22 protein-coding genes are annotated in these 26991 nt (G+C 53.0%); 4 read left to right on the forward strand and 18 right to left on the reverse strand.

Annotated elements, in window-relative coordinates; genetic code table 11:
• Positions 1 to 13 precede the first annotated feature (13 nt).
• Positions 14 to 625, forward strand: coding sequence for a membrane-bound lytic murein transglycosylase EmtA (emtA, locus tag HV261_RS13065; RefSeq protein WP_040232326.1), 612 nt, complete (start codon positions 14 to 16; stop codon positions 623 to 625).
• Positions 626 to 636: 11 nt separating this feature from the next.
• Here the strand turns inward: emtA and ycgR are convergent, their stop codons facing one another.
• Complete coding sequence (gene ycgR / locus HV261_RS13070) at positions 637 to 1371, reverse strand: flagellar brake protein YcgR (RefSeq protein WP_202038456.1); 735 nt, start codon at positions 1369 to 1371, stop codon at positions 637 to 639.
• A gap of 201 nt (positions 1372 to 1572) precedes the next feature.
• On the opposite strand from ycgR, the gene HV261_RS13075 reads away from it, so the two are divergent.
• On the forward strand, positions 1573 to 1827 hold the full coding sequence (locus tag HV261_RS13075; protein ID WP_114681720.1) for a GlsB/YeaQ/YmgE family stress response membrane protein: 255 nt from the start codon (positions 1573 to 1575) through the stop codon (positions 1825 to 1827).
• Positions 1828 to 2599: 772 nt separating this feature from the next.
• Here HV261_RS13075 and HV261_RS13080 read toward each other — a convergent pair.
• From HV261_RS13080 to HV261_RS13160, 17 genes are all read right to left on the reverse strand, one after another.
• Entirely contained in the window at positions 2600 to 4570 is a 1971-nt protein-coding gene (locus tag HV261_RS13080; protein ID WP_202038457.1) for a TonB-dependent receptor plug domain-containing protein, read from the reverse strand.
• A gap of 23 nt (positions 4571 to 4593) precedes the next feature.
• Entirely contained in the window at positions 4594 to 5451 is an 858-nt protein-coding gene (gene modD, locus HV261_RS13085) for a ModD protein (protein WP_202038458.1), read from the reverse strand.
• Positions 5448 to 6260 (reverse strand): class I SAM-dependent methyltransferase, encoded by an 813-nt coding sequence (locus HV261_RS13090; RefSeq protein ID WP_202038459.1) that lies wholly within the window; start codon positions 6258 to 6260, stop codon positions 5448 to 5450. Before HV261_RS13090 ends, modD begins: the two co-directional genes overlap by 4 nt.
• 9 nt (positions 6261 to 6269) lie before the next feature.
• The gene (locus tag HV261_RS13095) at positions 6270 to 7031 is read right to left on the reverse strand and encodes an ABC transporter ATP-binding protein (protein ID WP_202038460.1); all 762 of its coding nucleotides are present in this window, start codon (positions 7029 to 7031) and stop codon (positions 6270 to 6272) included.
• Positions 7028 to 8014, reverse strand: a complete 987-nt coding sequence (locus tag HV261_RS13100) for a FecCD family ABC transporter permease (RefSeq protein WP_202038461.1) — start codon at positions 8012 to 8014, stop codon at positions 7028 to 7030. Before HV261_RS13100 ends, HV261_RS13095 begins: the two co-directional genes overlap by 4 nt.
• Positions 8014 to 9036 carry an ABC transporter substrate-binding protein gene (locus tag HV261_RS13105; RefSeq protein WP_202038462.1) on the reverse strand — a complete coding sequence of 341 codons (1023 nt, stop codon included), beginning with the start codon at positions 9034 to 9036 and terminating at the stop codon, positions 8014 to 8016. Before HV261_RS13105 ends, HV261_RS13100 begins: the two co-directional genes overlap by 1 nt.
• A gap of 208 nt (positions 9037 to 9244) precedes the next feature.
• Positions 9245 to 10957, reverse strand: coding sequence for an alpha,alpha-trehalase (gene treA / locus HV261_RS13110; RefSeq protein WP_202038463.1), 1713 nt, complete (start codon positions 10955 to 10957; stop codon positions 9245 to 9247).
• A 172-nt stretch (positions 10958 to 11129) separates the two neighbouring features.
• Positions 11130 to 12560, reverse strand: a complete 1431-nt coding sequence (gene dhaM / locus HV261_RS13115; RefSeq protein ID WP_202038464.1) for a dihydroxyacetone kinase phosphoryl donor subunit DhaM — start codon at positions 12558 to 12560, stop codon at positions 11130 to 11132.
• 10 nt (positions 12561 to 12570) lie between these two features.
• Positions 12571 to 13203, reverse strand: a complete 633-nt coding sequence (gene dhaL / locus HV261_RS13120; protein WP_202039694.1) for a dihydroxyacetone kinase subunit DhaL — start codon at positions 13201 to 13203, stop codon at positions 12571 to 12573.
• An 11-nt stretch (positions 13204 to 13214) separates the two neighbouring features.
• Entirely contained in the window at positions 13215 to 14285 is a 1071-nt protein-coding gene (gene dhaK / locus HV261_RS13125; protein ID WP_137381659.1) for a dihydroxyacetone kinase subunit DhaK, read from the reverse strand.
• Positions 14286 to 14561: 276 nt separating this feature from the next.
• A complete protein-coding gene (locus HV261_RS13130) occupies positions 14562 to 16673 on the reverse strand; it encodes a hypothetical protein (RefSeq protein ID WP_202038465.1) in 2112 nt (703 codons plus the stop codon).
• Between the two features lie 38 nt (positions 16674 to 16711).
• Positions 16712 to 18571, reverse strand: coding sequence for an STY4199 family HEPN domain-containing protein (locus tag HV261_RS13135; protein WP_202038466.1), 1860 nt, complete (start codon positions 18569 to 18571; stop codon positions 16712 to 16714).
• A gap of 396 nt (positions 18572 to 18967) precedes the next feature.
• On the reverse strand, positions 18968 to 20242 hold the full coding sequence (locus HV261_RS13140; RefSeq protein ID WP_005122303.1) for a Glu/Leu/Phe/Val family dehydrogenase: 1275 nt from the start codon (positions 20240 to 20242) through the stop codon (positions 18968 to 18970).
• A 322-nt stretch (positions 20243 to 20564) separates the two neighbouring features.
• Positions 20565 to 21533: a Csu type fimbrial protein gene (locus HV261_RS13145; RefSeq protein WP_202038467.1), complete on the reverse strand. Its 969-nt coding sequence runs from the start codon at positions 21531 to 21533 to the stop codon at positions 20565 to 20567.
• Positions 21534 to 21546: 13 nt separating this feature from the next.
• Positions 21547 to 23832 carry a fimbria/pilus outer membrane usher protein gene (locus tag HV261_RS13150; RefSeq protein WP_326929145.1) on the reverse strand — a complete coding sequence of 762 codons (2286 nt, stop codon included), beginning with the start codon at positions 23830 to 23832 and terminating at the stop codon, positions 21547 to 21549.
• Between the two features lie 55 nt (positions 23833 to 23887).
• A complete protein-coding gene (locus tag HV261_RS13155) occupies positions 23888 to 24610 on the reverse strand; it encodes a fimbrial biogenesis chaperone (protein ID WP_202038469.1) in 723 nt (240 codons plus the stop codon).
• Between the two features lie 14 nt (positions 24611 to 24624).
• Positions 24625 to 25155: a Csu type fimbrial protein gene (locus HV261_RS13160; protein ID WP_137381665.1), complete on the reverse strand. Its 531-nt coding sequence runs from the start codon at positions 25153 to 25155 to the stop codon at positions 24625 to 24627.
• A 330-nt stretch (positions 25156 to 25485) separates the two neighbouring features.
• Here HV261_RS13160 and hutC point away from each other — a divergent pair, with 330 nt between their 5' ends.
• Positions 25486 to 26217, forward strand: a complete 732-nt coding sequence (gene hutC / locus HV261_RS13165) for a histidine utilization transcriptional repressor HutC (protein WP_413594841.1) — start codon at positions 25486 to 25488, stop codon at positions 26215 to 26217.
• Positions 26214 to 26813 carry a HutD/Ves family protein gene (locus HV261_RS13170; protein ID WP_202038470.1) on the forward strand — a complete coding sequence of 200 codons (600 nt, stop codon included), beginning with the start codon at positions 26214 to 26216 and terminating at the stop codon, positions 26811 to 26813. Before hutC ends, HV261_RS13170 begins: the two co-directional genes overlap by 4 nt.
• Positions 26814 to 26991 lie beyond the last annotated feature (178 nt).

Genomic DNA, 26991 nt, shown 5'->3' on the forward strand with positions numbered 1-26991 from the left:
AAGGATAGATGACGTGAAATTGAGATGGTTTGCTTTTTTGGTTGTAATACTTGCGGGCTGTAGTTCAAAACAGGATTACAAAAATCCGCCATGGAATGCAGAAGTTCCGGTTAAACGCGCGATGCAATGGATGCCTATCAGTGAAAAAGCCGGTGCGGCCTGGGGCGTTAGCCCACAATTGATTACGGCGATTATCGCTATTGAATCAGGGGGTAACCCCAATGCAGTCAGTAAATCTAATGCCATCGGTCTGATGCAGCTTAAAGCCTCTACCTCCGGGCGGGATGTGTATCGTCGCATGGGATGGAGCGGAGAGCCGTCGACCAGCGAGCTGAAAAATCCAGAGCGCAATATCTCCATGGGGGCGGCGTATCTGAGCATTCTTGAAACCGGTCCGCTGGCGGGAATTGAAGACCCACAGGTGATGCAATATGCGCTGGTGGTGTCATATGCGAACGGTGCCGGGGCGCTGCTGCGGACGTTCTCCTCTGACAGGAAAAAAGCCATCAGCAAAATCAACGATCTGAGTGCCGATGAGTTTTTTGAGCATGTTGTCGATAACCATCCTGCGCCGCAGGCTCCCCGTTATATCTGGAAGCTTCAGCGAGCGCTGGATGCGATGTAACGCACGTGATATTACTCGCGTACTTTATTCGACTTTTCCCGAGCCTCACGCTCAAGTGAAAAAATAATCCGCTGTAAATTCCGCTCCACCGCCGGGCCGACGTTGAGAAAACGAAAGCTCAGGCGGGGAGTGGTGATGGTCTCATTTTTCCCGTCGATCACTTTTCGCTCGGTAATCGAGATGAGCTGGGCATCAACGTGGTACACGCCCCATTGTTCCATATTCAGCTCAACCTGCGAGAAGCGTATACCTTCGACCAGCCCCTCCGGTGTAGCCCCTTCTAATAGCGCGCCCATGCCGCCAAGAGACAAATCGAATAAGCGGAAATGCAGGATACTGTTGTCCGGCATCTTCGCCTTGCAGTGATAGGGCGGATGTAACGGCGCACCGATGCGGAAGTATTCCCGGCGCTGGACGAACCACAGCGAAGGTGGCAACGATGAGACAAAGGCTGGCAATCGTTGATACTCGCCTTTTGTCAGTTGCGGGAGGGTAAACTCCACCTTGGCACCCTGTGTTTCGGCGATAATTGAGATCTGGCTGGCGCGTTGCACGGCCTGGTTTTCATACTCCTGACTGCCAAAATCCATGATCAATTCGTCCGGGCTGACAGCAAGAATTTTGCTGATGAACTGACCTCCCGACCAGGAGATACGCAGTGGAACCTGCTGTGAATTTAAGTCCCGGAGAACCCCTAATACTGCGAGCGGGTTTTGCTTCAGGAACTGCTCATTGTAGTTACTCACACCTAATGACTCCTGGATACCTGGCTTATCGTTGGGTTATCGGCATCGCGAGACGGAACTTAATACAAATGGATGAAATTTTTTACTCACGCCAATGAATTAAGTCTGAGTGCAAACAGCAGGTAGCGATGGCTTGCCTATACTTAACGTGCTGGCGCAGGAATGTCTTGCGTATGCGTTCACTGGAAAGAGGGCCTGAAAATGGGAATTATTACCTGGATTATTTTTGGTCTGATTGCGGGGGTTATCGCCAAGCTGATTATGCCGGGGCGTGATGGCGGCGGATTTATCCTGACCTGCATTCTCGGTATTGTCGGTGCTGTGGTCGGTGGGTGGTTGGCAACGATGTTTGGTATCGGCGGTGATGTCAGTGGGTTTAATCTCCACAGCTTCCTGGTGGCCGTGGTCGGCGCGATTGTGGTACTGGGTGTTTTCCGACTGGTACGACGAGATTAATCAAACGGCCCCCGAGCAGTAATGCCGTTCAGTTAAGCATGTCTGGTGAACATGTGATTCTTGCTCAGAGTTCCGTTCACCTTAGTTGTGTCATTTCTCTGAAGCGCAGATACCCGTGAACGTGCAAGGGAGGCTCACCGCCGCCTCCCTTGCATCCCAGGCTCCCGGCGGGAAAATCGTCGCTACGCGAGCTATTCGTCTTATGCCGTCTGCCTGTCGGGTCGGGGCCGAGCCTGCATCCATGCAGGCCGTCCCCTCTGTCCGCATCCCTGCGGACAGCCCCGGTCAGCCGTCAACGCCTCATCGATTTTCAGCCGGAACCAGAGTCATCGCTTCAACTCTCTGGCTTCCAGTTAAATCTGTTTTGCTGTTTAAACAAAAACGCAGAAGGTGAGGTGCGGGCTGGTCCGGCTGAAAATTGCCGACGTGTTTCCGTAAGGCCGGGAGAGCCAGCATGGATGCTGGCTCAGGGCGCGTTTTGCAGGGATGCTACCTCGCGCCCGACCCGGTAGCCTGAAGGAATAAGCGGAGGGTATTGCGCAGCAACAATTTTCCCGCCGGGAGCCGGGATTGTAAAGGGCGTGGCGGAGAACGCCCTTTACACGTTCACAGGAGCCGGCGTTTCAGAGAAGCGATGAACATGAGGTGAACGGAACCCTTTCTCTGAGAGTGCATATTCATAACTTCTACCCTCACAGGCGATACTTTCTGAAACTGAGGCGTTAACTGAACAGCATTACCCTGAACGGGGCCGTTTCTCTGCATCGCTATATCAGAATTGATACTCAACCCCGGCCCAGTAATTGCGACCTTCTTCGATAAACCCTTCGCTGTAGACGTACTGTGTATCAAACAGGTTGTTGACCGACGCGTTAACGCTAAAGCCATGTCCGATGGTGTAATCTGCCCGGAGGTGGGTAATGGCGAACCCGGCCGCTTTTTGTGAGCCATCAGAATTGCTATAGCTTGAAGAGCGGGCTTCTTCGGACAGCGTAATGCTGAGTGGGTCCCACGGTTTCAGCGTCATCCAGGCGGTCAGGGTTTGCGTTGGCAGGTCGGTAATCTTGCCGATGTCGCTGCGTTTAACGTCAGCATGGATAAGACCGTAGCTCAGCCCCATATCCAGCATGTCAAAGACCTTACCTTTGACGCCTGCATCCAGGCCGGTGTAATCCACCCGACCACTGTTTTGGTTCTGAATCGTGTCGGCATCAATATTGTGGGACAGAATCGCATCGGTAATGCGGTTGTAATACACGCTGGCTTCGAATCCCCAGTTCTGGGTGAACGAACCGTTCCACGTGAGATCGACGCTACGGGCGCGTTCCGGTTTTAGCTGCGGGTTGACCAGCGCTATCTGGTTATAAGCCGGTTTTGACGTGGTGTAGCGCTCTTTCAGCGTGGGGAAGCGCGTTCTGTCAGAGTAGGACAGCGCTAACGTGTCAGAATTTTCAAAGTGGTATTTGGTCATTACCTGCCAGTTAAAGGCGGACTGGTCGTTGTCATCATAATGGGTAACGCTGCCGTTTTTCTCGTGCTTCATCCCCTCTACGCTGTCACGCCAGTCGTAGCTGATACCTGCCACCACATCGACATTATCCGCAGCCGCCCATTGATATTCACTGGCGACAGACCAGGTACGATCTTCGTAGCGGTCATAAGCGGCATTCGGAGCCCCTTTTTCGCGATGAACGTCGTCTTTCCAGTTTACGGCGAAAGAGAGCAGGTCGTTTTCCCGCATATCAGCGGAAAGCTGCAGACCTGCGCCGTCGCTGTAGTCAGAATAATGGCTGTAGCTGCCTTTCTTATTTTTCAGATCGGCAAGGGAATTGTACATCATCAGCGTATTTTCAAAGGTGTCGCGATACAGGCGGCTTTTCAATGTAAAGCGATCGCCCAAATGCGTGGTGCCCTGATAGTAGTAACTTTCTTTATCATATTGCGGCCATTGCCAATAACGCGATTTCTGGCTGCTGGTTCCGGCATACGGCGGGTTATCTTTTTCGCCGTCCTGATTAATGTAGGTCAGAACATACTCATCATCGCCGCGTGGCGTGAACCCCAGTTTCACGATGCCGCGTTTATCATCGGCTGATGAGTTAATCATCTTGCCATTGCTGCCCGCTACCGGGTTATCAACACCATGAGGTAATCCGAGGAAATCCTGTTTTAGCTGGCTACCACTGAGCTGGATATAGCCGAGATCGTTGCTGGCACCGAACGACGCGTGCATATCATGGGCATTGTCTTTACTACGGCTCCAGCCCTGACGATACCCCAGAGAACCCTCAATCGGCTTGGTGGGCTTTTTGGTCGTGATGTTGATAGCGCCGCCCATCTGGTTCGGCCCCTGTAGCAAAGATGAGTAGCCTTTAGAGACTTCGACAGAAGCGATATCGGATGTCAGAAAACGGCCTAAATCAAGGTTGCCATCGTAGGGGATGTACACCGGAACACCGTCGAAAAAGGCCGGGACCTGACGGCTGTCAAAACCGCGGACCTTCACTTGTTGCTCATTACGGTTACCGGATTTTTGCAGCACGACGCCGGGAACGACGCTTAGCGCCTGCGCCACGTTTTGTTTATCCAGTTGCTGCATCGTTTCCTGGCCGAGAACCGTCGTGGTTGCGGCGGAGGCCGGACTAGACCAGACGGTCATGGTTTCGCTTTCCTGCCCAGCAAAAGCACCTTGCGCGAAAGCAAACGACAGGGCTGTGTAAAGACAACTTTTGTTGAAATTCATTATTTATAGTCCATTTATAAATGTTATATGCCACGTGCGTCCGGGCTCAGGCTAACTTTGATATCCGCCGGTGGGGCGTAGTAAGGCGCGGAGGTGATAAAGAGCCTGATGCCACAGTCGAGATAACTCGCCAGTGAGGCGAGGGTAATGCCGCCAGTCAGCGCCAGCGTGCAATGGGGGGCCAGAGAAGGAGCCAGGCGAGCGATGTCTGCTGCCTGCTCAGGGGTAAACTTATCGAGTTGCAGCACATCAGGGGCTGCATGTAGCGCGGCCAGCGCCTCATCGGGGGTATCGGCTTCGACGACAATCTTTTTTTCTGGCGCATGGGCGCGGAGTTGCGCGATTGCCGCAGCCCAGTCGTGCGGATCGGCAAGAAAACGGCGATGATTCGCAAACAGCAGCACGGTTTCGGCGCATCCTCCGCGATGGATAATGCCTCCGGCGGCAAGGATCGCCTGGGTCGCCAGCATACGGGTGCTAGGGATAGCTTTACGGGTGCAGGCAATCTGGCCATCCGGATAGCGCTGACGCAGGATGCTCAGCATCTCGTCGAGATAGCGCGAGACGCCGCAGCTCCATTCCAGTACGTTCTGTACCGCTTTCCAGCCCTGGTGTAACGCCGCCGCGTTACCGTGTGCGCGCAGAAGTAACTGTCCGCTGTTCGCCCGTTCGCCATCGGGCACAAGGTCGGTAACGGTCAAACCCAGTGATGTCAGCATTTGTCTGGCCACAGCGGTTCCGCTCACGCACCCGCCCTGGCGGTGATAAAAATCCATATTCCCCGGCTGTTCGCCGATACCTAACGCCCGGGTTGTTAAATCGCCGCCCTGAATATCCTCCAGCAGCAGCGCATCGACTTGCGCCTGTGAGACGTAGATCATTGCAGCGCCTCCCGCGGTACGCTGTCCCACCAGATAAGCGCCCAGTCGCGACTGGCGGGCGCGATGGTGCGAGGGTCCTGCTGATGGTACCAGTGTTCCAGACGCTCAATTTCGTCTGTGCTCAGTTCCCCCATGCTCCAGCGCACGTTCTCCAGAAAACGTGCCCAGGTGCTGTTGTCCTGCTGGCAGTTGGGTCCACGGATAAAATCAACATGTGCGTGAATGCCCATCTGATACAAAACATTCAGTGCATAGATATAGTTGGGAAGATCAATCACCTCGCGCCCCAACGCACGCTGAATCGTAGGTGATACAAATGAGGAACTGACGAGATGGGTGGTGTAAACCCGTAGCCGTGCCTGATTATTCAGTTTGGTCATGGCCTGGCGCATATCGGCAACCAGCGTCGAACGTGAGGCAACGGCAATATCACATTGGGGTAGGTCGTCCCAGTGTGCTTCCCATGCGCGCTGCACCCACTGTACGTGGCGCGCGCCCATCTGCCCGGCACGGCGAGCGGCAACGCTCAGCATTCCCTGGCTGTAGTCAACGCCGTAAACGATCGGCATTTTTTTGGCCAGCGCCAGCGCAACCGTTCCGGGGCCGCAACCCATATCAAACAGTGACTCCGCGCCTTTCAGGTCAATCTTGCTCAATAACTGGAGCAGGTAGCTGTCGGTTAATGAGGCGCAATTCTCTGCCATCTTTTCCGCGCGTTTGTCCCAGTGTTCTGGTTTTTTCTCGGTTCGCTTCGCCAGAAGTAACTGTTTGCGGTACAGGTCAGCAAAATCAATGTCGTCAATGAGCATCGTGATTCCTTAATCGTGTGAGCCAAAGAGGTGATGGGCTATTTGTGAGGGGGTGACCCGATACAGGGTGGCAAGACGTTCAGCAGCCAGTTGGTGTTCTGGCCCCCCCTGTGACACCAGACCGTCTGGCTCGACGCGCACCACGCTGTCGGCAATGGCACGCGCATGCAACGGATGGTGGGTCGACATCAGCAGCGCCATGCCAGAATCTTTTAGCGTGACCAGTGTGTCGAGCAGTCGGATCTGGTGACCAAAATCGAGGCTGGAAGCGGGTTCATCCAGCAGTAAAAGACGTGGACGTTGCGCCAGCGCACGGGCAATCAACACCAGTTGGCGTTCACCACCGCTAAGAGTGTTCCAGCGCCGTTGCGCGAGATGAGGGATTGCCAGCACGTCCAGTTGTTCAAGGGCGATGTCGCGTTCTTTGACGCCGGGAACGGCAAATGCCGCCATTTGCGGGGCCAGCCCCATCATCACCATGTCCAGAGCCGTGAAGGCAAACGCACCGTCATGTGCCTGAGGAACCCAGGCGATGGCGGCGGCGCGTTCACGGTCGCTGAGATGATTCACCGCGATACCGTCAAGCGTAATCTGGCCAGCAAGCGGTTGAAGAACGCCAAGAATGGTACGCATCAGGGTGGTTTTCCCGCTGCCATTGGCGCCAATCAGGCAACAGATTGACCCTGGCGCGACGCTAAACGAGACATCGCGCAAGACAGGGTGCCGGGAATGGTAGCCGAGAGACGCATGTTGTACGGTCAGCAGCGTCATTGTCGGCCTCCCCGGAGCAGAAGTAACAGGAAGAAGGGGGCACCAATAAATGCGGTCAGGATACCCAGCGGGATTTCCGTGCGGCTCAGGGTGCGGGCAAGGGTGTCTGTCAGCAGCAGTAAAATAGCGCCGATCCCCATTGAAACGGGCAGTAGCCGTTGGTGGTTGTTCCCACAAAGCAGTCTGCCAATGTGTGGCACCACCAGCCCAATCCAGCCAATGATTCCGGCAATCGCCACAGTACAGGCGGTGATAAGCGTGGCGCAGATAATCAGCCAGAGCCGCAGCCGGGATACGTTGATGCCCAGAGAACGGGCTTCATCATCCGAGAGGGTGAGCAAATTCATGCGCCAGCGTAGCAGCAACAGCGGCACCAAACCGGCCACAATCAGCGGTGCGGACAACCACAGGTCGTGGGCGGTGATGGTCGACAGACCACCGAGTAGCCAGAAGGTAATCGACGGTAGTTGGGTATACGGGTCAGCCAGCGTTTTGATGAGCGAAATCCCTGCGCCGCACACCGTACCCAGCGCAATGCCGACCAGTACAAGGGTGAGTACCGGATCGTGGCGTTTTACCCGCTGGGTAATGAGCCACACGCCCGCTACCACGAACAGACCGCCGACAAACGCATACAGTTGAATAAACAGGATCGGTAAACCCAGCAGGATGGCGGTACAGGCCCCTAAACCCGCCCCGGCCGCTACGCCGAGAATATCCGGCGACACCAGTGGGTTGCGGAACATACCCTGATAAGTGGTCCCTGCGCCCGCCAGTGCCGCACCCAGCAGCAATGCAGCCAGAATGCGCGGCAAGCGAATCTGCCAGAAGACGATTTTGTCCTGTGTCGGCACGTCTGGATGGCCAGCAATGAGGTTCATCACCTGCTGGGCATCCAGGCGGTATGCACCTGAAACCGTTGCGACGATGACACACGCGGCAATGGCTGCGATCATCAGGATACTCAGCGTTGTCATTCTCATCAGCGTGTCACCAGCTTCTGAAACTGTGCATCGCTTAATGAGGTGTGCCAGAACAACTCCGCGTAACGCTGCATATCGGTCTTAAAGTGGGTTTCAATTTGGGGGTCAAGCCAGGCGTGCAGGCGACGCAATCCCAGCAACCGGTTGATGCCCGGCGGGGCGTCCAGCCAGCCAAACGGCAGTCCGCTGAGAAACAGAATACGTTGCTCAGCAACGGCTTTGACCCCTTGCCAGACGGGATCGTCTCGCAGGTACTGTGCGGTAACTGCATCCTGAACCAGAATAATATCGGGCTGCCAGCTCAACAGATTTTCCATGGATACCTGGGTCAATCCATGTCGTCCCGGGATTTGCGCGACATTGTGTAATCCCAGTAACTCTGGTGCCTCGGTATGCAGTGAACCCTGCAAGCCGGTTTCCAGCCCTCTGGCACCGCGTGCGGCATAAAAGCGCAGTTTTGCTGCGGGGGAGTGCGAAAACGCATCTGCGTCATCAATAAACCGACGGGCCAGTGCGGCCTGTGCAGAGGCCCGTGTTGCCATACCCAGCGCGGCCCCTGCAGCTTGCAGTTGCGCCGGGGTTTGTCGGAGCTCGCCGTTAATCAGCAGCCACGGAACGCGCGTTTGCGCGTTGACCTGCCGGGCTTGAGAAAGCCAGGTTTCATCAGCATTGCCGCAGTCAACCACCAGATCGGGTTTCAGCGCTAACAAGGCCTCCAGTGACAGGGTGCTGGCGCGTCCTGCCAGTCTTCCCAACTTCGGTAACGCCAATATGTCATGATGGAATGGCACTGCGGCCTGGTGAGAAAAATCAAAGGATGAAAAGCCCACCAGTTTTTCCGGGGCGACAGCCAGCAATAGCATATCGGCAGGTGCTCCGGCACTGACGACGCGCTGGATTGTATCGGGGGACGGCGGCGAACCGACAGCAACGGTAAGCGGCGTTTGGGCAAGGGCCGGAAAATGGCGTAACAGCAGCGCAGATGCCACGAGCTGGGCAAACATCCTTCTTGTCAGTGGCATTATGTTGATCCTGAACAGTGATAAAATCGCTATATATTTACATATACAGCGAATAAAAACATGTTCAGAATCAATTTCACACGGATGAAAACAGGGGCTACCCCATAAGGGCTAGACGCAATGGATACACCTGAAATGGAGATCTATGGCACCAAAAAATCCGCGCCAAGGCGCGGGTTTAGAGGACGCTTAAGACATCAGAAGAAGATTAGGACGTCGGTTGAGTCTGCTTTTGGGCCTCGGAAGGCGTGTGACTGGCGGGGGCGGGGCGCGTTGCCGGTACGCTGTCGCAGGGGTTATCTTTAGCGCATATCAGATCGAGCATTTTTAACGTTACGCCGTTGGTCCAGCCGAAACCATCCTGTAGCGGGTACTCGCCACCACCGCCGCCGGTTCCTGTGCTGCTCACGTCATACTTCTCAACCAGTTTTTTCTCACGATCGTAGGTGTGCTGCACATTGGTGAGGAATCGCCAGGTGACATCCATGGCGACATCATTTTGGCCATAGTTCTGTAATCCCGATGCAGCGACCCACTGTAACGGCGCCCAGCCGTTGGGGGCATCCCACTGCTGGCCGCTTTTCACCGACGTGGTGGCAAGGCCGCCAGGTTGCAACAGATGCGCCTGAGTTGCTGCTGCCACCTTGCTGGCGCGATCTTTCGCTGCCGCATTCACAAATAAGGGGAACAGCGCGGCGGCAGTTAACTGATTACGGACTTTGTGGCTCTTCAGATCATAGTCGGCATACCAGCCTTCTTTGTCATTCCATAACCAGGTTTCAATCCCTTTTTGGCGGGCATTGGCAAAGCCCTCATACTGCGCGGCTTTGGCATCGTCACCTGCGGCTTTGCTGGCGAGAGCGATCATTTTCTCCATCTTGTATAACAATGCATTGAGATCGACGGGCACGATGCTGGTGGTGCGCAGGGTACTTAGCTGGTTGGGGTTATCCATCCAGCGTGAACTAAAGTCCCAGCCGGATGCGGCGGCTGAGCGCAGGTCGCGATAAATTTCAGTGGCAGGGCGGTTCGGGTTACTTTTCGCGGTGGCAATATCTTCAACCCAGGATTCAGGTCTTGGCGTATCTCTGTCATCCCAGTAGCGGTTTAAAAGGGTGCCATCAGCCAGTTTGACCACCCGTTTATGCTGTTGACCGGGCTGAAGCGCTTCGCCTCCTTCCATCCAGTAGCTGTACTCTTTTTGCATCTGCGGGAGATATTTTTTCAGCGCGTCGTTACCGTCATGCTGTGCCAGCAGTTCAACCATAAAGGCAAAGAACGGCGGCTGCGAACGGCTCAGGTAGTAGCTTCGGTTGCCGTTAGGAATGTGCCCCCACGAATCAATTTCGTAAGCGAAGTTGGCCACCATATCAGAGACCTTGTCCCAGCGATTGCTCTCGGCCAGCCCCAGCATAGTAAAATAGCTATCCCAGTAATAAATCTCACGAAAACGCCCACCCGGCACCACATAGGGTTCTGGTAGCGGCAGCAGAGAGTCCCATTTTTCGACATCGGTCGTTGAGCGAGTGAGTACCGGCCACAGTCCGTCAATATGCTCGCGGAGTGATTGCCCGGCCGGGGGGACGTATTTCTCTCCCTCTTTTCGCAACGTGAAATTCACTTCCACAAAATGGCGTAAATCAAAGCCGGACTGATTTTTCTGCATCCGATAATCAGCGAGGATCATCAGCGGATCGCTGTTAGGCACTGCGTCGGCAAAGGTTTTCTGATCGGGAAATAGCTTTGCTGTCTGTACATCATTGAACAATGGGCCAAGCAGAATATCAGGAGGAGAAGGCGTAGCGGCAGGTGAATCCTCGGCGTGCGCAGTAAAAGAGGCCAGAGCAAAAAAGGTGCTTGCGAGCGTCAGTTTTATCGCCACTGACAGCAGGCCTGGATGGCGAATGGCGGGCGTTATCATCGGTTAATCTCCTTAGCGGCGTGCCGAAGCTGCGGCATTTACCATGAGAAAACCTTAGTTCAGGATCGACCGTTGCGCGTGATCCGCCCCCCATTTTGCGATTAAACAGACATTTCCTGACGGAGGAAGTGAAATAGCCCACCTTTTACAGATAACGGGTGGGCTGCGGGTATCAGACTGCGAGGATCACCCGATTTGCTGCACCGTCCAGAGTCAGAGCGTCACCCATCTTGATAGCATCGAGGGTTTCGCCTTGTTGGCATACCCAGCACAAGCCCATCTCGCGGGCGATAATCGCCGAGTGCGAGGCTTCACTACCGGCTCGCAGGCAGATCCCTTTGATCGTGAGCGGGTCGAGTTGCAGCACGGTAGACGGATAGATGACATCGGCGACCAGAATGGTCGGTCGAATAAACGCGGGGATATGTGCACTTTCGCCGGTTAAATGTTGCAGCGTACGGGACAGCAAATCTTCAATATCAATGTATCGCGCCTGTAAATAAGGATCGTCGAGTTGCAGATACTGCTGACTCAGATCGCTCAGTACGTTATGCCAGGCATAGGCTGCGCTACACTGCTCTTCGCGCATCAAATCACAGGCCATATCGAAAAGCTCAGGATCGTCGAGCAGCGTGTGATGACCAGAGAAAATGGCGGCGATATCAGCGGAATATTTCTCCTCTGCCAGCGCGGTTAAATCACTCAGGTCGTCGAGTGTGCGTTGAATGGCCGCTTTTAGCCGCTGCTGCTCGTTCTGTACATCCGCGGTGGGTCGATGGGTGACTTCCGGTGAGAACGGCGTATAGCAAAAGGCCGTACCCGTTGCCAGCGCTGGCACCGGTACTACGACACTTTCAGCGCGTGCTTCTGCGACGGACTCGCCAAAATTCTCAGCCGCCAGCTGTTTAAACGCAGCCAGCGCCGCATCTGCCTGTTCACCTTTGGCAATCAGGCGCAGCGTGTCATTACAGCGCACCTGCAGCAGGGCTATCTGATTCAGGCTGTCAGGAACGACGCACTTGCCGTTTTTTTCCAGCCACATGTCGGCATTAAAGCCAGACAATGTGGAGACCAGCCGTGATGCCGGGCGAACATGTATACCGTTGGGGTTTTTTACGGTCACGGCAACCGAACGGGCATCCGCGTCGGGTGACAATTCAGCTGGTGTGGTCTTCGCGACAGAAGACGAAGGTAAACCCAGTTGCTCACGCTTGGCGTCGAGGGCATTCATGGCATCATTGATGACCCGATCGATATCCGCGCCCGCCGCAGCACTGACGGTTGCCGCCAGCGTACCTTCAACCAGCGGGGCGGCGCACAGACGCACCTTGGCGGCGATCGCCGGGTCGAGCAGATCCAACGCGGTTTCCGCACTCAGTAGCGCGCTGCCAATATCCATCATCACCAGCACGTGATCCGTGTCTGCCACTGACTCAATGGCCTCCATCACTTTGATGGGGTCGGTGCCAATGGGGTTCTCAGGATCGTCAATGCCTGCGGCAATAGCGAGTTTACAACCATCACCCATTAACATCTGTCGGGCTAACGCACCGACGCCTTCGCCCAGTTGGGCGCTGTGAGACACAATAACCAGGTTTACCATCGTTTTATCCTTACTCTCTGGAAGCCTGCGCCAACATTTGCATCATAAACATAACGGATGTTGCGCCGGGGTCCTGATGCCCAATGCTGCGCTCACCGAGGTAGCTGGCACGGCCTTTGCGCGCCTGCATGGTGATGGTACTTTGCGCCGCGGTTTCTGCCTGGGCGCTTGCCGCCTCCAGTGCGGCCTGTACGCTCAGCTTTTGCTCGCTGGACTGGCGCAAAGATTCGACGACGGGTACCCAAACGTCGCACATGGTTTTGTCACCCGGTTCGGCTTTACCACGACTAATGACACCTTCCGCGCCATCACGCATCATCTGATACAACTCGTCAACCGTCAGGCTTTGATGGGCCTGAGTGACCTGCGCGGCGCGGATGAAAAAGGTGCCGAACAGCGGGCCACTGGCGCCACCGACGCTTGAGAGCAGTACCATCCCGGTATTTTTCAAAATAAAACCGATGTCTTTATCCGCAATAGACGGGAGCTTTTCGACCACTTTACTGAAGCCGCGGTGCATATTCAGACCGTGGTCGGCATCGCCGATTTCCCGGTCAAGACCGGTAAGAAAATCGCTTTCGGTGGTGAATATTTCGCCGCAGCGATAGAGCCAGTTAACAATTTGTGTTCTGGTGAGGGACATCATGAATCTCCTTATTTACCCCAGTTAAGTGCAGGGGTGTGAACCGGTGCATCCCATAAGCTCAGCGTTTCGTCATCCACTTGTAGCAGGGTGATTGAGAAACCGGTCATGTCCAGAGAGGTGCAGTAAGAGCCAATCAGGTTACGCTCGATGACAATACCGGCATCCTGGCAACGGCTTTCAAGGCGGTTATACACGCCGAAGAGTTCAGACAGCGGTGTCGCACCGAGATTATTGACCAGCGCAATCACGCGATCGCCGCTTTGTAGCGCGCGTTTGCTTTCTTTCCCTTCCTGCCATGCGCCCTGAAGGTGATCCCAGTGACGCAGCGTACGACTGTAGTGGCCGTTTTCCAGCAGGGTGTCAAACATTTCATCGACAGTTTGATCAAGCGAAGAGAATGGACGGCGGTCAATGCCGGGTTCGCCGTGGATACCGACGCCAAACTCCATTTCGTTGTCCTGCAGGGTGAATGACGGTTGACCGGCCGCCGGCACGGTACAGGCGCCAATGGCAATCCCGATGGAATGGCCCTGGTTGTTCAACTGGCGTCCCAGCGCTGCGCAGGCATCCAGTGAGTCACCGCGTTCTGCGGCCGCACCGACCAGTTTTTCAATCAATACCGTATTTGCCACACCGCGACGACCGGCGGTGTACAGACTGTCTTTCACCGCCACGTCATCATCCACGACCATCGTGGTGACTTTGACGCCGCTTTCATGCAACAACTCGGTTGCCGTTTCGAAGTTAAGAATGTCGCCGGTGTAATTTTTGATTATCAGCAGTACGCCTTCGCCGCCGTCAATTTGCATGGCACATTCAAACATTTTATCCGGCGTTGGCGAGGTGAAAATTTCACCCGGACAGGCACCGGAGAGCATACCCTGGCCAATGTAGCCGCAGTGCATTGGCTCATGGCCGCTACCCCCGCCGGAAAGCAGCGCCACTTTGCCCATCACTGGCGCATCTGCGCGAGTCACGTACACCGGGTCCTGATGCAGTGCCAGAGAGGGGTAGGCTTTTGCCAGCCCGGCGAGTTGTTCGTTCAGTACGTCTTCAACACGGTTGATCAATTTTTTCATTGTTTATGCTCCGCAGACAGTCCTGAGATGGCTGCACATATCAGGCAGACATCTGATGTAGGGTATCGGTTTGTACAGCGTCACGGCGACCTCTCGCTGCCGATAAGGTAATTTTGCACACGGGTAGTCAAAAGAAAATTGATGTGATTGGCGTTTCAATAAGGAACATTAGCATCTGGTAATGTTCCGTATTGAAACGTATTGGTGCATAAAACAGCGGAAGTGAGAGATGCGGCAAGGTTTATGCTGACGGCATCGTGAATAAAACGTTATTTCTTACTCCTCCTTGCCATTAAAATCGAAAAACCAGAACAAGATAAAACCAATGAAACCAAAAATGAGCAGAATAGCCAGGGTATAGACTTCATATCGTGCGGCATCTGCAGCAATCGCCTGTAACGTGTCGATTGCCGGGGCTGGCTGCTCTTTGAATAGCATGAGTTGCCATTCATAAAGGTTTGTCGTTTTTATCTCTTTAATCGGTTCCCAAATATGGTTAGCCGCCGCGCCGAGTGCTAAAGCGGAAAACAGTGCGCCGTATACGCGTTGACGTTTTTCCTGACGCTGACTAATCGCCTGGCGCATGAGCTGATCCAATTGCTCTATCTGCGCCATGAGCTCCTGGCGTTGCTCAGACAATCCCCACTGCCGCGAGAGATCGTCACTCAGTTGGTTATGTAGGGCATCGTTGCCGACCAAAGCACCTTTATTCATGGCTTTTAGCGCCCGGGCCTTGGTTTCCAGCATCATTTCGGACCAGTCAGATAGACGACGAATTTTGCCCTTTCGGTTGTGCATTTGCTGCGATTCGAGCAGATCCTTGAGCCACTGTTCAATCTGTTGGCCAGAGTTCGCCAGAAAATTTTCATACTCATGGCTGACATCCGCGACTGAACTGGCCGCTTTAATCAGTATCGCCAGATGTTTATTCTCTTCTTCGCGACAGAAGAACGTGACGCCATGACGGTGAGCGACGACCAGAATATTGCTGTACCACTGGCTACTGTACTCGCTGGCGGGGGGCAGATCCGCAGGGCTACGGACGACGTGCGTGCTATCGCTCTGTGCTGCCAGCCAGGCATGGAAGGTGGGGGTATCGATCATACGCATCAGCGGTACTATCGTAATATCACCACCCTCCGGGATGCGATGCTGATAGACACGAATGCATTTGCCCTTTGTGCGGCAATCCAGTTCGGGTAAAACTATTGGCACAATGGCGTTATCAAGGTAACGGGTAAAATAATTTTCCCAGATTGCGGGCAAAACGTCTTGTTGCCAGGTCAGTTTCGAGCCGGGCTCTCCGGGTGCAAGCTGCTTCGGTGCCGCAATGAGCGTCATTCTGCCTTGATCGTCGTACCAGGGTTGGTTCGGTGCTCCAGGGATTAATTTATCGCTTCCGGCCAGGCGATAACTTTCGAGAAAACGCGGCCTATCGTGCGGGCGTAACCCTTGCCAGGCCGCATCTTCACGTTGTTCCAGAGCGGACCACAGGGCATCAAGGCGCGTCCCCTGAATGGGGTTGAGTGAAATAACGATATCATTGCCCGTGCCCACTTCTTGCGGGCGATAAATGGCCAGTAACCCAAATCCATTGTGCGTCCAACTGCGTTCTTTGTCGCAGCGTGCGAGAATTTTCAGCATCCCGGAAGGGAGCGTTTCGGTGATAAACAGTGCATCAACCACCGTTTGCCGCCGGCCTGTGCCGAGATCCAGCAGGAGCTGGCAGGTCACCGAGCGCTTGATCACGTGTTGGTAAATCTGTTGCTCATACGCCAGACTTGCGACCGCACTTGCATAACATTGCGTGTGCATGGGCATAATGCCTGCGGTGGGGTCTGGGTTGGCTATTATCATATCGCTCAACAGGCGCAGGCAGGCCAACATGTTGTGGCGAACAACGGCAGTATCATCCAGGGATTGCTCGCACAGGCTGCTATGCGCGAGTGCGGATAACAAGCACGCGGCAGAACGCGCCGTATCATCACCGTCCAGGTAAATACCGCTTTCCCATGCGGTGACGTATTCCAGCCACGGATGTGTTGATAGCGACAGCGAACCAGCGGCATCGAGATGGTTCAAAAACAGCAATAGCGTAAAACAGGTATCCAGAGAGAAATCTTCAATAACGACTCGTTGTATTCCCTGGACACTTGAGAGTTTGCTGCGCCATATAGTCCATTGACGATCGTCGGCATTTGCCACCAGTTCACTCACCGAATTGTAGTGACCTGCACGGTATCCTTTGTTATTGAGCGCGACACCCTTATGGCTTTCCGTATCATTGCCGTCGCCCAATCCGATCAGCAGGCTGCCTGCCGGTGCATCACGCTGTGACGGATTGAACTCGAAAGTAAACTGCGGCCATGCATTGTTGAATGCGAACATATAATTCTCTGTCGATGAATGTGTTGGTGTATCGCTCATTATTTGACTACGTTATAAATGACCCGTTGTGAGCGACTCCAGTTATCGCCAATCGCAATATTGGGTTCATGGTTTTCTTGTTTTACGCAGTAGTTCTTAACCAGGCTTTTTAACTCTGCCCCGTTGAGCGTGCCGAACATCAGACGCGTATTCAGTTCTTTCAATAACACATCGTGGAGTGAATAGGTGGTAGGTCTTTGCAGTGAAAACTGCGCCGCGTCAGCCAGTAAGTCACGCGCATTATCGGCCATCAAACGGCGTTCACAGCGACCCGCAGGTTCATTTTTGGCCATTTCTTCATCGTAAGCTTTCTTCTGGGCTTTCTCAAAATTAAGCGCGCTGTCCAGTTCCGCTTTAATACCCTGAACATCTCTGGCAGAAGAACAGAATGTTTTTAAATAACGAATCTGTATGGGGGTCAGCGTGCCATTGTGGTTCGCTTGCTGACGTAATTTACCGGCCATTCTGAGACAACCGTTTTTTTCATCCATCAACGATGCTGATTGTAATAGGGCATCCAACGTTTCCTGGCGATCTTCCTGTAATGCGGCTTCGGCATAATACAGTTTCCAGCGCATGCCTCCGGCAAGAAACAAATTGACAACCTGGGTATCACCGCGGTCGATAGCGGCGCGAAGATTTTTTTCATCCCAGGCTATGCCGATATTCGCCAGTTCTTTACGCGGATCGTTACTGGTTTCTTTTTTCGCACCGGCAACCGTTTTACCCACTTCCCCGAGATCGCTACGGATGGACTCCGTATTCACCAGCGTCTTGGTTGAGGTTCCGAAAGTCAGCACCGAGCCAATAATAAGGACGGCGATACCGCCCAGCACCCAGGCGACTCGATTGCGAATGATGCCCGTTTCAATTTTGATTTTACCAATATCCTGAGCCTGAGCCGCCAGGTCATCCTTTATTCCCTGAACGTCGCCGCCGAGATCTTCAATCTTTTGGGCGGTCCGTTCGAAATAACGAGCAACCTCAGCATTGCTGTCATCAAAAAAGCGATCAGGGTTAACTTTTACGCGGCCTTCATCGAAGGCCTCCTGTACCGGCTCAGTAATTTCTCGGTAATAGTAATTCACCAATGTTGTTTGGACGGAGGTTACCCGCTTATGATGTGCAAGACGGTTGCGAATTACGCGAATATCGTCAAGAAAGGTGTTCAGTGTTGTCCGTTTATCGTTAACAAAGCTGAGCAAAGGGGTATATTGATAAAGTGGAGAATAGTGGATGGGATATTCGTTTTTATCAATAAACAGTGAGGCGAGTTCACTGAAAAGGGTCCCACTCAATACGTCATCACGATCGGCAACGTTTAGCCATTTTTTTACCCGTTCCTGACCAAATAATTTGTTTAGGTGCTCAAGTAGAGCTTGTTGGTTATTGTACGCTTCATTAATTAAACTACGAATGGTCAGCTCTAATGCCCGTACCTGCTGCAAACTACGTAACTGCTTTTCTTCGCCTTCGTTATGCAGCGTCGTTGAATAAGTTAATTGAGGCTGTTTTTCTCGTAAATATTCGAGCTGCCACAAAAAACGCAACGCGGCAATGGTCAGATTTCTGTCCGCAGGCTGGCCATCTGTATTTCTGACGAGCCATTTTTTCAAGGTTCTAAGTGCCGCAAGAAAGCTCGCCATTTCCTGCTCGTTATAGTTAAATCGAGCCGCTACACTGTTCCAGTTGCCCAATTTCTCTCGGGCTTTATCAAGTGAATAATAAAACGTATCAGGCGAGAGCTGCGTGGGGGCTGGCATACCCAGCAGGGATAAGATTTGTGGAAATGCGCTGTCGAAAAGATACAGGCAACGAGTAAAATTGTTGTGCTCAGAAGCAGATGAATGATCGACCATTATATTCTCACGTGGTTATTCGCTGAGTTTTCCCGGCCCGATCTAATCGCACTGTGTCAGGCAACTTTCCCTGCAGCCAGAATGCCATAATTCGACAATTATTCGGGATTTTTAATCAGTTCGTCAATATATATGCGGGGCGTAATATTGGTAGTAGACATTGCAATCAATAATGCGTTGTCACGCGTTCTTAACGCAAATTATGGTTGCTGCTCTGGGATTTAATGTTTATTGGCTAACAAAATGCGCAGATATTGGGTAAGTAAAACGCAGAAAGCGGGGCGGATGAATCAGGCGACTATGCGCCAATAATGCCACAAATAATGCCGCATTATTGGCGTAACTCACGACTGGCGTTTATCGTCGGTCAAAAACGTTGGCGTATCGGCCTTCGTATTATCCCGGATAAATACCACGGTCTTTACGTGCCAGCAGGATACGCTCGCAGGCCACAATATAGGCGGCAGTGCGCAATGAGCAGGATTTCTCCGCCGCTTTCTCCCACACATGAACCATCGCATCGGTCATGATTTTATCCATGCGATTGTTGATCTCTTCTTCGCTCCAGAAGAAGCTGGCCATGTCCTGAACCCATTCGAAGTAGCTGACGGTGACGCCGCCTGCGTTACATACGACGTCAGGAACCACGATGATACCGCGGCTTGCCAGCATATCATCGGCATCCGGGTAAGTTGGGCCATTAGCGCCCTCAAGCACCAGTTTGCAGGTCAGTATTTCTGCGCGTTGACGGGTAATCTGTCCTTCCAGCGCGGCAGGGATCAGGATATCCATCTCCACGCTCCAGAAGGCTTCGCTGGCGATCGTTTCCGCCCCCGGGAAACCGGCAATCTGTTTGTGCTCCAACTGCCAGGCGGTCAACGCGGTCATGTCGATCCCGGTGGTGTTAAACAGGGTGGCAGTATGATCCTGAATGGCAACGACGCGTGCGCCCGCACTGGCGAACAGGCGAGCAGCTTCACTGCCGACATTACCAAAACCTTGTACCGCAACGCGCGCGCCTTCAACGTCGATGTTGGCACGACGAGCCACTTCCAGACCGCTGACGAACACGCCACGACCCGTTGCTTTATCACGACCCAACGAACCGCCAAGGTGGATAGGTTTACCGGTGACCACGCTGGTTACGGTGGTGCCGTGGTTCATGGAGTAGGTATCCATCATCCATGCCATCACTTTGCCGTTGGTGCCGACATCCGGCGCAGGAATATCTTTTTGCGGCCCAATGATAATGCCGATTTCGCTGGTATAGCGGCGGGTCAAACGCTCCAGTTCACCTTCAGACAGCGAGAATGGGTCGACGCGAACGCCACCTTTGGCACCGCCGTACGGCAGGTTCAGTGCGGCACATTTGATGGTCATCCAGGCGGAAAGGGCCATCACTTCATTAAGATCAACATCAGGATGATAACGCACACCGCCTTTTCCCGGGCCGCGGGAGAGGTTGTGCTGTACACGATATCCTTCGAAATGGCGAATAGTGCCGTCATCCATCTGCACCGGAATATCGACAATTAGGGCGCGTTTCGGGTGGCGCAGGGTATCCACCCAATGGGAAAGTTCGCCCAGGTAAGGGGCCACACGCTCGATTTGTTGCAGGTAGGTATTCCAGGCAGATGTGCTGCTATCTGAAGCGTAAGATAACTTATCCATGATAAACCTTAGTTATAAAAGTAATATGTTCTTAATTTGGCCGTGGTATACAGTGTATCTCACCATATAAACTTAAATTTAACATTTTTTTCAAGAAACGGCCTGCCCTCCAGCCCCTCAATAGCCATAGTAAAAACGTGTGAATTAAGCGGTAAGTGAATAATTATCTATTGATTTTGCGAATATTTGCAATCAAGTCGCGATTCAGGCATTTAATATGCATGGTGCATGAGAATGACTATTTGTCAGATTTATGATGCACCTCTAAAAGTAAACAATATGATAATTATTTGTGTTTTCTTGATTGCATTTTAGCGGCGCGTCAGTAGGTTACTGAGATAGTGACGGTGTCTGCATAGTTGTCGGGCGTGTAGTTCGCGCTGGGAACGGTGGCATACACCGAATATGGCGTAGCTGAGCCGGTGCCAGTGCCTGTAACGGTATTGAGCGGGGTGTTGCCCCACACGGTACCGGAAGGCCCTGGCGTTGAGCTGAGCTGATAAGGGACTTTATCGCTGTTTGCCCCCGTTCCGCTCATCACACCGCTGCCTGCCGTATTGCCGTTGGAGGGTTGTAGTCCAAGGGTATAAGGGGTGTTATTGGTGCATGCCACCCCGATGGTATTTGATGCTGTCGCATTGCGCTGAGTTGCCTTCACCGGGGTGAAACTAATGTTAGTGGCCGAGGTGATATTGCACTGTTTGCTGACAGTGGCTGATACGGTGAAGGGGAGTCTGGCGGCAACGGTATCACCACACGTGGTGGGCGGAATAACTAATCCAGGGTTGAGGGTGATAAGCGCCGTGGCTGCCGTATAGCTGTCCTGATAGCTTCCAGGGACTGCAGAGGTTTGCGGAGTGACGAGCTGAGCGGATACGGTCAGTGAACCGGTCACCGGGAGCAAATTGAGCAAGTTAAGTTGTACCATGGGAACCGAGGTTCCGCTCTGATACTGACTCCCCCAGATTTTACTGTGCCCGGCGTCCTGATATAGCTGGTAGCTCAACGTTCTGGCAGGTGTTCCGCTTAACGACATATTCCGTGTTGCCACCTGACCGCTGACGGCTGATGCGCCAATATTAAAACAGAGGTTAATCCCCGCCAGTACGTCGGTCACTTCTTTTGCACAGGTCCAGGTAAAGGTCATTGAGGTCGTTGCGCCTGATGATGACAACGGGTCCACTGTACCAAAACTGATGGGTTGGACGTTACTTACGGAGCAGGTTACCGCATGGCTTATCCCTGGACAGGCGAGGAGTGCAGCGATAAACAGCAACTGTCTTAATCTCATGAATGAACTCCTGCTATTGTGACCGACATTCCAGCGGGCCTATTTGTACGATCCCCTTTGCATTGGCGGGATAATCGAATTGTGCGTTACAGCTACCGGTATCTGTGTCAACGCGTAATCTGTTGTGCTGTTCCAGGGTGTCGAACCAGGCCATACCATCGAATCCGACCACGGATGACTGGCCCGTGCCGTTAGTGATAGATGCCATGCTGCCCTCGGAAATGGCCTTACCCTGTTCATTAACGAGAGTAACCTGCGCGGCGCGTACGGGAGTGATACCAAAACTGACCAGGGTTCCGGAGCGATCCGCCGGTGTCGCATTGGCTTCAACGCGGGCGATCCGCATATTGGCGGGGAGATCCATGGGGTCAATACTGATTTGATTGTTTTGATAGCTGTTGAGTGACGTGACCAGCAGCAGACCCTGATCGTCGCTGCGACCGACAAGGTTATTTTGCAGCTTGACGGGTACGTCCGGAATGCCGTCTGTAGATACGACGGCAAAACCATTGTTGATCTCCCGAGCCGCGAACAAACCTCCCCCCATCGCAACCAGGGAGCCGGTCGCGCCCGCATAACCGTAGTGGTTGTCGGGCAGGCGGCTAAATCCGGTGTAGGCTTTTCCGAAACGGCCCAAATACCCGACTTCCCCCTGGCCGCTTTGCCGGGAGGCTTGTTGGCTGGCAGCGACGTTCCATCCCCAGCCGCCGTCACCGGGTGGCGTTTGGCTGGCATTGATCTGGTAGCCGGTTTCATTATTGGTACGTTGCACGGTGCTGCTGGCGCTCAGATTACCGCTGGTGGTGACCGTCACCATCAGGTAAACGCTGCGATCGCGGGTGTCGTCAATATTCTGGTTAAAGCCGGCATTGAGTGAAACGTTATCGGTGACGGATTTGAACCAACTGGCGTTGGCGTAGCGCACCGCGCTATCGTGCGGATAGCGAAACTGCAGGTAGCTCAGGCTGACATTGCCGGCAGACGGCATTGCATAACCTATCACCGTATTGCTGCTCAGCGAGGGCGGCGGCTCACCATAATGGGTCGCGACATCCCGGTAGTCACCCGACGTCGCCGTTGTGCTGGTGCTGAAATTAAACTGTTCACCTGACCAACGATAACCCACACTGTACAAAAATCCGCTTTTCCCTGCGTCCGTACTGGCTGCCAATGCGGTGGATACTGTGCCGCTGCGTGGGCCGGGAACCCAGTCATTGCTGAAACCTGCGTTGATCAGCCCATCGCTGGTTTCCGCGTGCGTACCTGCAGTAAAGGTATTACTGAATCCCCGACGCCAGGTCCCGCTAAACACAGGGGCGCTGGCATAATCAAATGAGGCGTAACCGTAATTCTCTCTTACTGCGCCTAATTCCGCTGACCAGGCTGTTAGCCCTTCGCGCAGCAGTTGCTGATCGTTGTAGAACGCGAAATTTTGTACTGTCGTTCTGCCCAGCGCGTCGGTCATCATCACCTGACCAGTCCCTGCGCCACTGATATTCGGCATGGTGTTGATTTGAAAACTCCCGGCCGGAACCTCCCCGTTGTAGTACTTAACCCCATTGACGTACAACTCAACGTTTGAAGGAAGCGTGGCAGAACCAAGATAGGAGGGCAGCGGGGTGGTTGGCATATACGGCTGTAAACCAAAATCGGTTCCTATCTGGATGCCGCCAATGCGGGTCGGTCGGGACCAGGTGAGCGAGCTTGTCAGGGTATCGCCAACGTTTATCGCCACCATATTATCCGGAAATGACGTGCGCCAACGGGTGTCCATGCGGTAGAAGGCATTATCTGCGTTGGGCGCGGTGGAATATTGCGTCAGTTGGGTTGTGCTTAATACCCCCAGGCTATTAAACATGCGCAACTCGCTAAATGTGTTGGCGCTGGTTTCATCTCCCTGCTGAGCATAGACATCGTAATTGAGTAGCGCCCCACGTGAGTTTGATGCTATTGGCGTCGCTTCGCCGGTCGGGTTCACCTGCGTGGTGACAAGATCAAGGGAACTGAGCGGCACAGTAAGCGCCAGGGTTTGTTGTTCGACGTTGTAGTCAAGGCTCAGTTGGGCAATATCGTTCAGGCTGACGGTGGCAGCCGTATTTTGCGGTAAGCGAAAGCCCAACTGGCGTAGGGTATTTGCGCCAGCATAGAGTTTTTCATTCTGATAGCCAAAATGAACCAATCCGACAGGGTTTCCATTCAGGGTCACGTCGAGATATAAATCGATACCCGCAAGAGGTGTTGCGTCATCAATAATTCCACTGTTTGTCGGGTTATTATTGTTCTCGTGAGCTGAAACCATTCCAGATAATAATGCTCCATTGAGTAAGCAACATTTCACCAGAAGCCAGGATCTCTTAGAGATCTTGTACTGTTTTTTGGCCATTAATTGTTACTTCAACTTTACCGCCATAATGGGTATCGCTGGCGGACGGGGATAATATCCACCGCATTGTTGAGCCCGGAAGAACGTAGCCTAATAGTCCCGGCGTAATGACCTTTTTCGCGCCATTATGGTTTATAAAGGTTGCCGCTGATAATTGCGCATGACCATTTCCCTGATTACTGACTTCAAGAAATTTTTTGCCGTCAAGTTGCTGTAATTTCCATTGCAATTTGGCCTGAGTTTCAACCTGCGCCGTGGGTTGAATAAACACAGGTACGGAATAATGCAGCACAAACTGAAGTTTATTTTTTTGTAACTTTGCTGGCGGTAATTCGTCAATTGATAACCGATATGCATCTTCGGTATGTGTCGAGGGCGGGCCGGTGCGAATAACACGAATCAGCTGGCGTTCACCAGGGGCTAGCGCCAGCATCGGCGGGCTGATAACCAGTCCCTGAGAGGGAGACAGCTTGTCGCCGTAAGCGCTTTGGCTCCAGCGAAAGACCCGAACCTGGGCATTCAGCACGTTTTCTCCGGCATTGCTTAGCCAGATCCCATCGGCATTTTGCGACGCTTGCAGCGTTAATGTGACTGGGGCAACCTGCAATCCGCTGGCTGTCGCCGGATTTACGCTCACAGCCGCGCCTAACAGGCATGCGCAGGCATACTGCGGTACAGGCAGTTTTACTGTCATCTGTGTTCCTGAATTTAGTAGTTAACGTTTACCGTTACGGTGTCGGCATAGTCGTCAGGTGTGAAGTTCGCGCTTGGCGCGGTGGCATAAACGGTAAAACTCTGTAGAAGCCCAGTTCCCTGAGATGCAACGCCATTTCCTACCGTGGTGGCGGTGGCCGTATTCCCCCAGACCGGTCCTGTTGCTGATGTTTGGTTCAGCTGGTAAGGCACTTTATCGGTATTGTTTGCTGCATTTGCGACAGAGGACATGGCGCCGGACCCCGTGGGTGTCCCGCCGTTGGCCGCTGAGGGTGCCAGGCCAATAAAGTAGGGGGTGGTTTTTGAGCAATTAATTGAAATTGTGTTGCTTGCGCTGGTATTTGTCGCAGTGGTATTCACGGGACCGAGAGTAATATTTGAAGCCGACCCCGCAGTGACGGTACACGCTTTTTGTATCGTCATTAGTACCTGAAATGTCCCGCTGGTGGACGCTGCATTTGCCGCCGGAATTATGGAAAAGGCGTAGCAAAAAAGAATTAAGCGTTTGTCGAAGACTAGAGCCATATCCTTCACCTTTTTCAAATAACCACATTTTTTGCTTTAAAAAAACAATAATGTGACACAAGAAGACATGATTTAACCCTAGAATAAGTATTAGACGTACGCCAGTTGATCTCATGAATTTTACTTAGAGAAAAGGTGATGCCGTCGACAAAAAAATAATACCAACGGGTGAGTATGTCGTTTCTTTTTTGTGCTACCCAAAAGTATGCCCAGGGGCTTCAGGACGGAATTAAAAACGACGTGGGCTATACAGTGTGCATAACTCTCTCTAAGATTGAGGGTAAGTCGCTCTCTTTTTGCCAGATAAAGGAAATTCAGGTAATGACGTTGATGTCGCATAAACTTGCAGTTGAGCACTCCGTTCCGCTCCCACTGTATGCCAAAGTCAAGGCGATGGTCGCGGATAGAATCAACAGCGGTGAGTGGCGGCCCAACGATCGTGTTCCTTCGGAATCTGAACTGGTTCAATTGCTCGGCTTTAGTCGAATGACGATTAATCGCGCCCTGCGGGAACTGACAGCAGAAGGGTTATTGGTCAGATTGCAGGGGGTCGGAACATTTGTGGCTGAACCGAAAAGGCAGTCAGCGCTGTTCGAGATCCAGAATATTGCCGATGAGATACAGGCGAGAAATCATCAGCATCGTAGCTCTGTGATGCTGTTGCAGACAGTGAGTGCCACGAGAGAGCAGGCGATGGCACTAAATATGCAGCCGGGAAGTGAAATCTTTCACTCTTCGATCATTCACTATGAAAATGATGTCCCTATTCAGATTGAAGATCGTTTTGTTAATCCCGACGTAGCGCCGGAGTACCTTCAGCAGGATTTCACGCAGTTAACACCGAATATTTACCTGAACAGGCTGGCACCGCTTACTGAAGGGGAGCATGTTGTTGAAGCTGTGTCGGCCACTGCGCTGCAAAGCAAGTGGCTTCAGCTGGCGCCTCATGAGCCTTGCCTGCTTATTTGCCGCCGGACCTGGTCACAACAGGTTAATGTCAGCTATGCCCGACTGCTGTATCCGGGAACTCGCCATCGTTTAAAAGGACATTTCACGTCATGAATGGATGGCACGTGCTGCGTTACGACGATTACAGGCTGATGCCGTGGAAAAACGGGGCCGGAATGACCCGGGAAATTCAGCGTTTTCCGCCAGAAGATGACAATTTTCAGTGGCGACTTTCAATGGCGGAGGTGGCACAGGCCGGTGAGTTTTCACGCTATCAGGGATACCAGCGGCTGCTGTCGGTACTGCGTGGCCGTGGGATGACATTGCACATTGATGCGGCTTTCGGCGTGACGCTTTATGCTTTCGACACCGGGGCATTCTCCGGTAATAGCCGCGTGGACAGCGAACTGGTGGATGGGCCGATTCTGGATTTTAATCTTATTTATCAGCCAGAACGTTTTGATGCAACGCTAAGTTGGCAGACGGTCGACACGCAAGCGCAATACCGGCTCCGTCCCGGCGTTACGACACTCATTTTCTGTGCCGCGTCGAATTTGATCCTCTCTTCAAGCGCAATGCAGCCATTACAACTGCATTGTTATGATTGCGCAGTGCTTCCACCTCAACCTCAACACTCTGACGTTCTGGACCTTGGCATTCATGGTTCCGGTTACTGGGCATTCATCGAGTTGCGCAGTATCGAAGAGTGATCCTCATCCTGCTTCACCCCCCCCCCTGAAAATGTTAATTAATTGTGTTTTTTGTTTGTGACTGATGCCGCAAATTTAATCAGTAGTTTGTGGCTATTTTGTGAACAAGATCAACGCCATTCATCTCCCCATTCTTTTTTACTTTAACTTAACGTATTGTATTTGTTGATTTAAATCG

The organism is Citrobacter sp. RHBSTW-00671 (genome assembly GCF_014103415.1).
In the GTDB taxonomy this organism is placed as follows: Bacteria; Pseudomonadota; Gammaproteobacteria; order Enterobacterales; family Enterobacteriaceae; genus Citrobacter.

Excerpts from the sequence above, each read along its gene's own strand:
- HV261_RS13075 (WP_114681720.1), top strand. The coding sequence starts at position 1,573 with ATGGGAATTATTACCTGGATTATTTTTGGTCTGATTGCGGGGGTTATC.
- HV261_RS13080 (WP_202038457.1), bottom strand. The coding sequence starts at position 4,570 with ATGAATTTCAACAAAAGTTGTCTTTACACAGCCCTGTCGTTTGCTTTC.
- modD (WP_202038458.1), bottom strand. The coding sequence starts at position 5,451 with ATGATCTACGTCTCACAGGCGCAAGTCGATGCGCTGCTGCTGGAGGAT.
- HV261_RS13090 (WP_202038459.1), bottom strand. The coding sequence starts at position 6,260 with ATGCTCATTGACGACATTGATTTTGCTGACCTGTACCGCAAACAGTTA.
- HV261_RS13095 (WP_202038460.1), bottom strand. The coding sequence starts at position 7,031 with ATGACGCTGCTGACCGTACAACATGCGTCTCTCGGCTACCATTCCCGG.
- HV261_RS13100 (WP_202038461.1), bottom strand. The coding sequence starts at position 8,014 with ATGAGAATGACAACGCTGAGTATCCTGATGATCGCAGCCATTGCCGCG.
- HV261_RS13105 (WP_202038462.1), bottom strand. The coding sequence starts at position 9,036 with ATGCCACTGACAAGAAGGATGTTTGCCCAGCTCGTGGCATCTGCGCTG.
- treA (WP_202038463.1), bottom strand. The coding sequence starts at position 10,957 with ATGATAACGCCCGCCATTCGCCATCCAGGCCTGCTGTCAGTGGCGATA.
- dhaM (WP_202038464.1), bottom strand. The coding sequence starts at position 12,560 with ATGGTAAACCTGGTTATTGTGTCTCACAGCGCCCAACTGGGCGAAGGC.
- dhaL (WP_202039694.1), bottom strand. The coding sequence starts at position 13,203 with ATGTCCCTCACCAGAACACAAATTGTTAACTGGCTCTATCGCTGCGGC.
- dhaK (WP_137381659.1), bottom strand. The coding sequence starts at position 14,285 with ATGAAAAAATTGATCAACCGTGTTGAAGACGTACTGAACGAACAACTC.
- HV261_RS13130 (WP_202038465.1), bottom strand. The coding sequence starts at position 16,673 with ATGTTCGCATTCAACAATGCATGGCCGCAGTTTACTTTCGAGTTCAAT.
- HV261_RS13135 (WP_202038466.1), bottom strand. The coding sequence starts at position 18,571 with ATGGTCGATCATTCATCTGCTTCTGAGCACAACAATTTTACTCGTTGC.
- HV261_RS13140 (WP_005122303.1), bottom strand. The coding sequence starts at position 20,242 with ATGGATAAGTTATCTTACGCTTCAGATAGCAGCACATCTGCCTGGAAT.
- HV261_RS13145 (WP_202038467.1), bottom strand. The coding sequence starts at position 21,533 with ATGAGATTAAGACAGTTGCTGTTTATCGCTGCACTCCTCGCCTGTCCA.
- HV261_RS13150 (WP_326929145.1), bottom strand. The coding sequence starts at position 23,832 with ATGGTTTCAGCTCACGAGAACAATAATAACCCGACAAACAGTGGAATT.
- HV261_RS13155 (WP_202038469.1), bottom strand. The coding sequence starts at position 24,610 with ATGACAGTAAAACTGCCTGTACCGCAGTATGCCTGCGCATGCCTGTTA.
- HV261_RS13160 (WP_137381665.1), bottom strand. The coding sequence starts at position 25,155 with ATGGCTCTAGTCTTCGACAAACGCTTAATTCTTTTTTGCTACGCCTTT.
- hutC (WP_413594841.1), top strand. The coding sequence starts at position 25,486 with ATGTCGCATAAACTTGCAGTTGAGCACTCCGTTCCGCTCCCACTGTAT.
- HV261_RS13170 (WP_202038470.1), top strand. The coding sequence starts at position 26,214 with ATGAATGGATGGCACGTGCTGCGTTACGACGATTACAGGCTGATGCCG.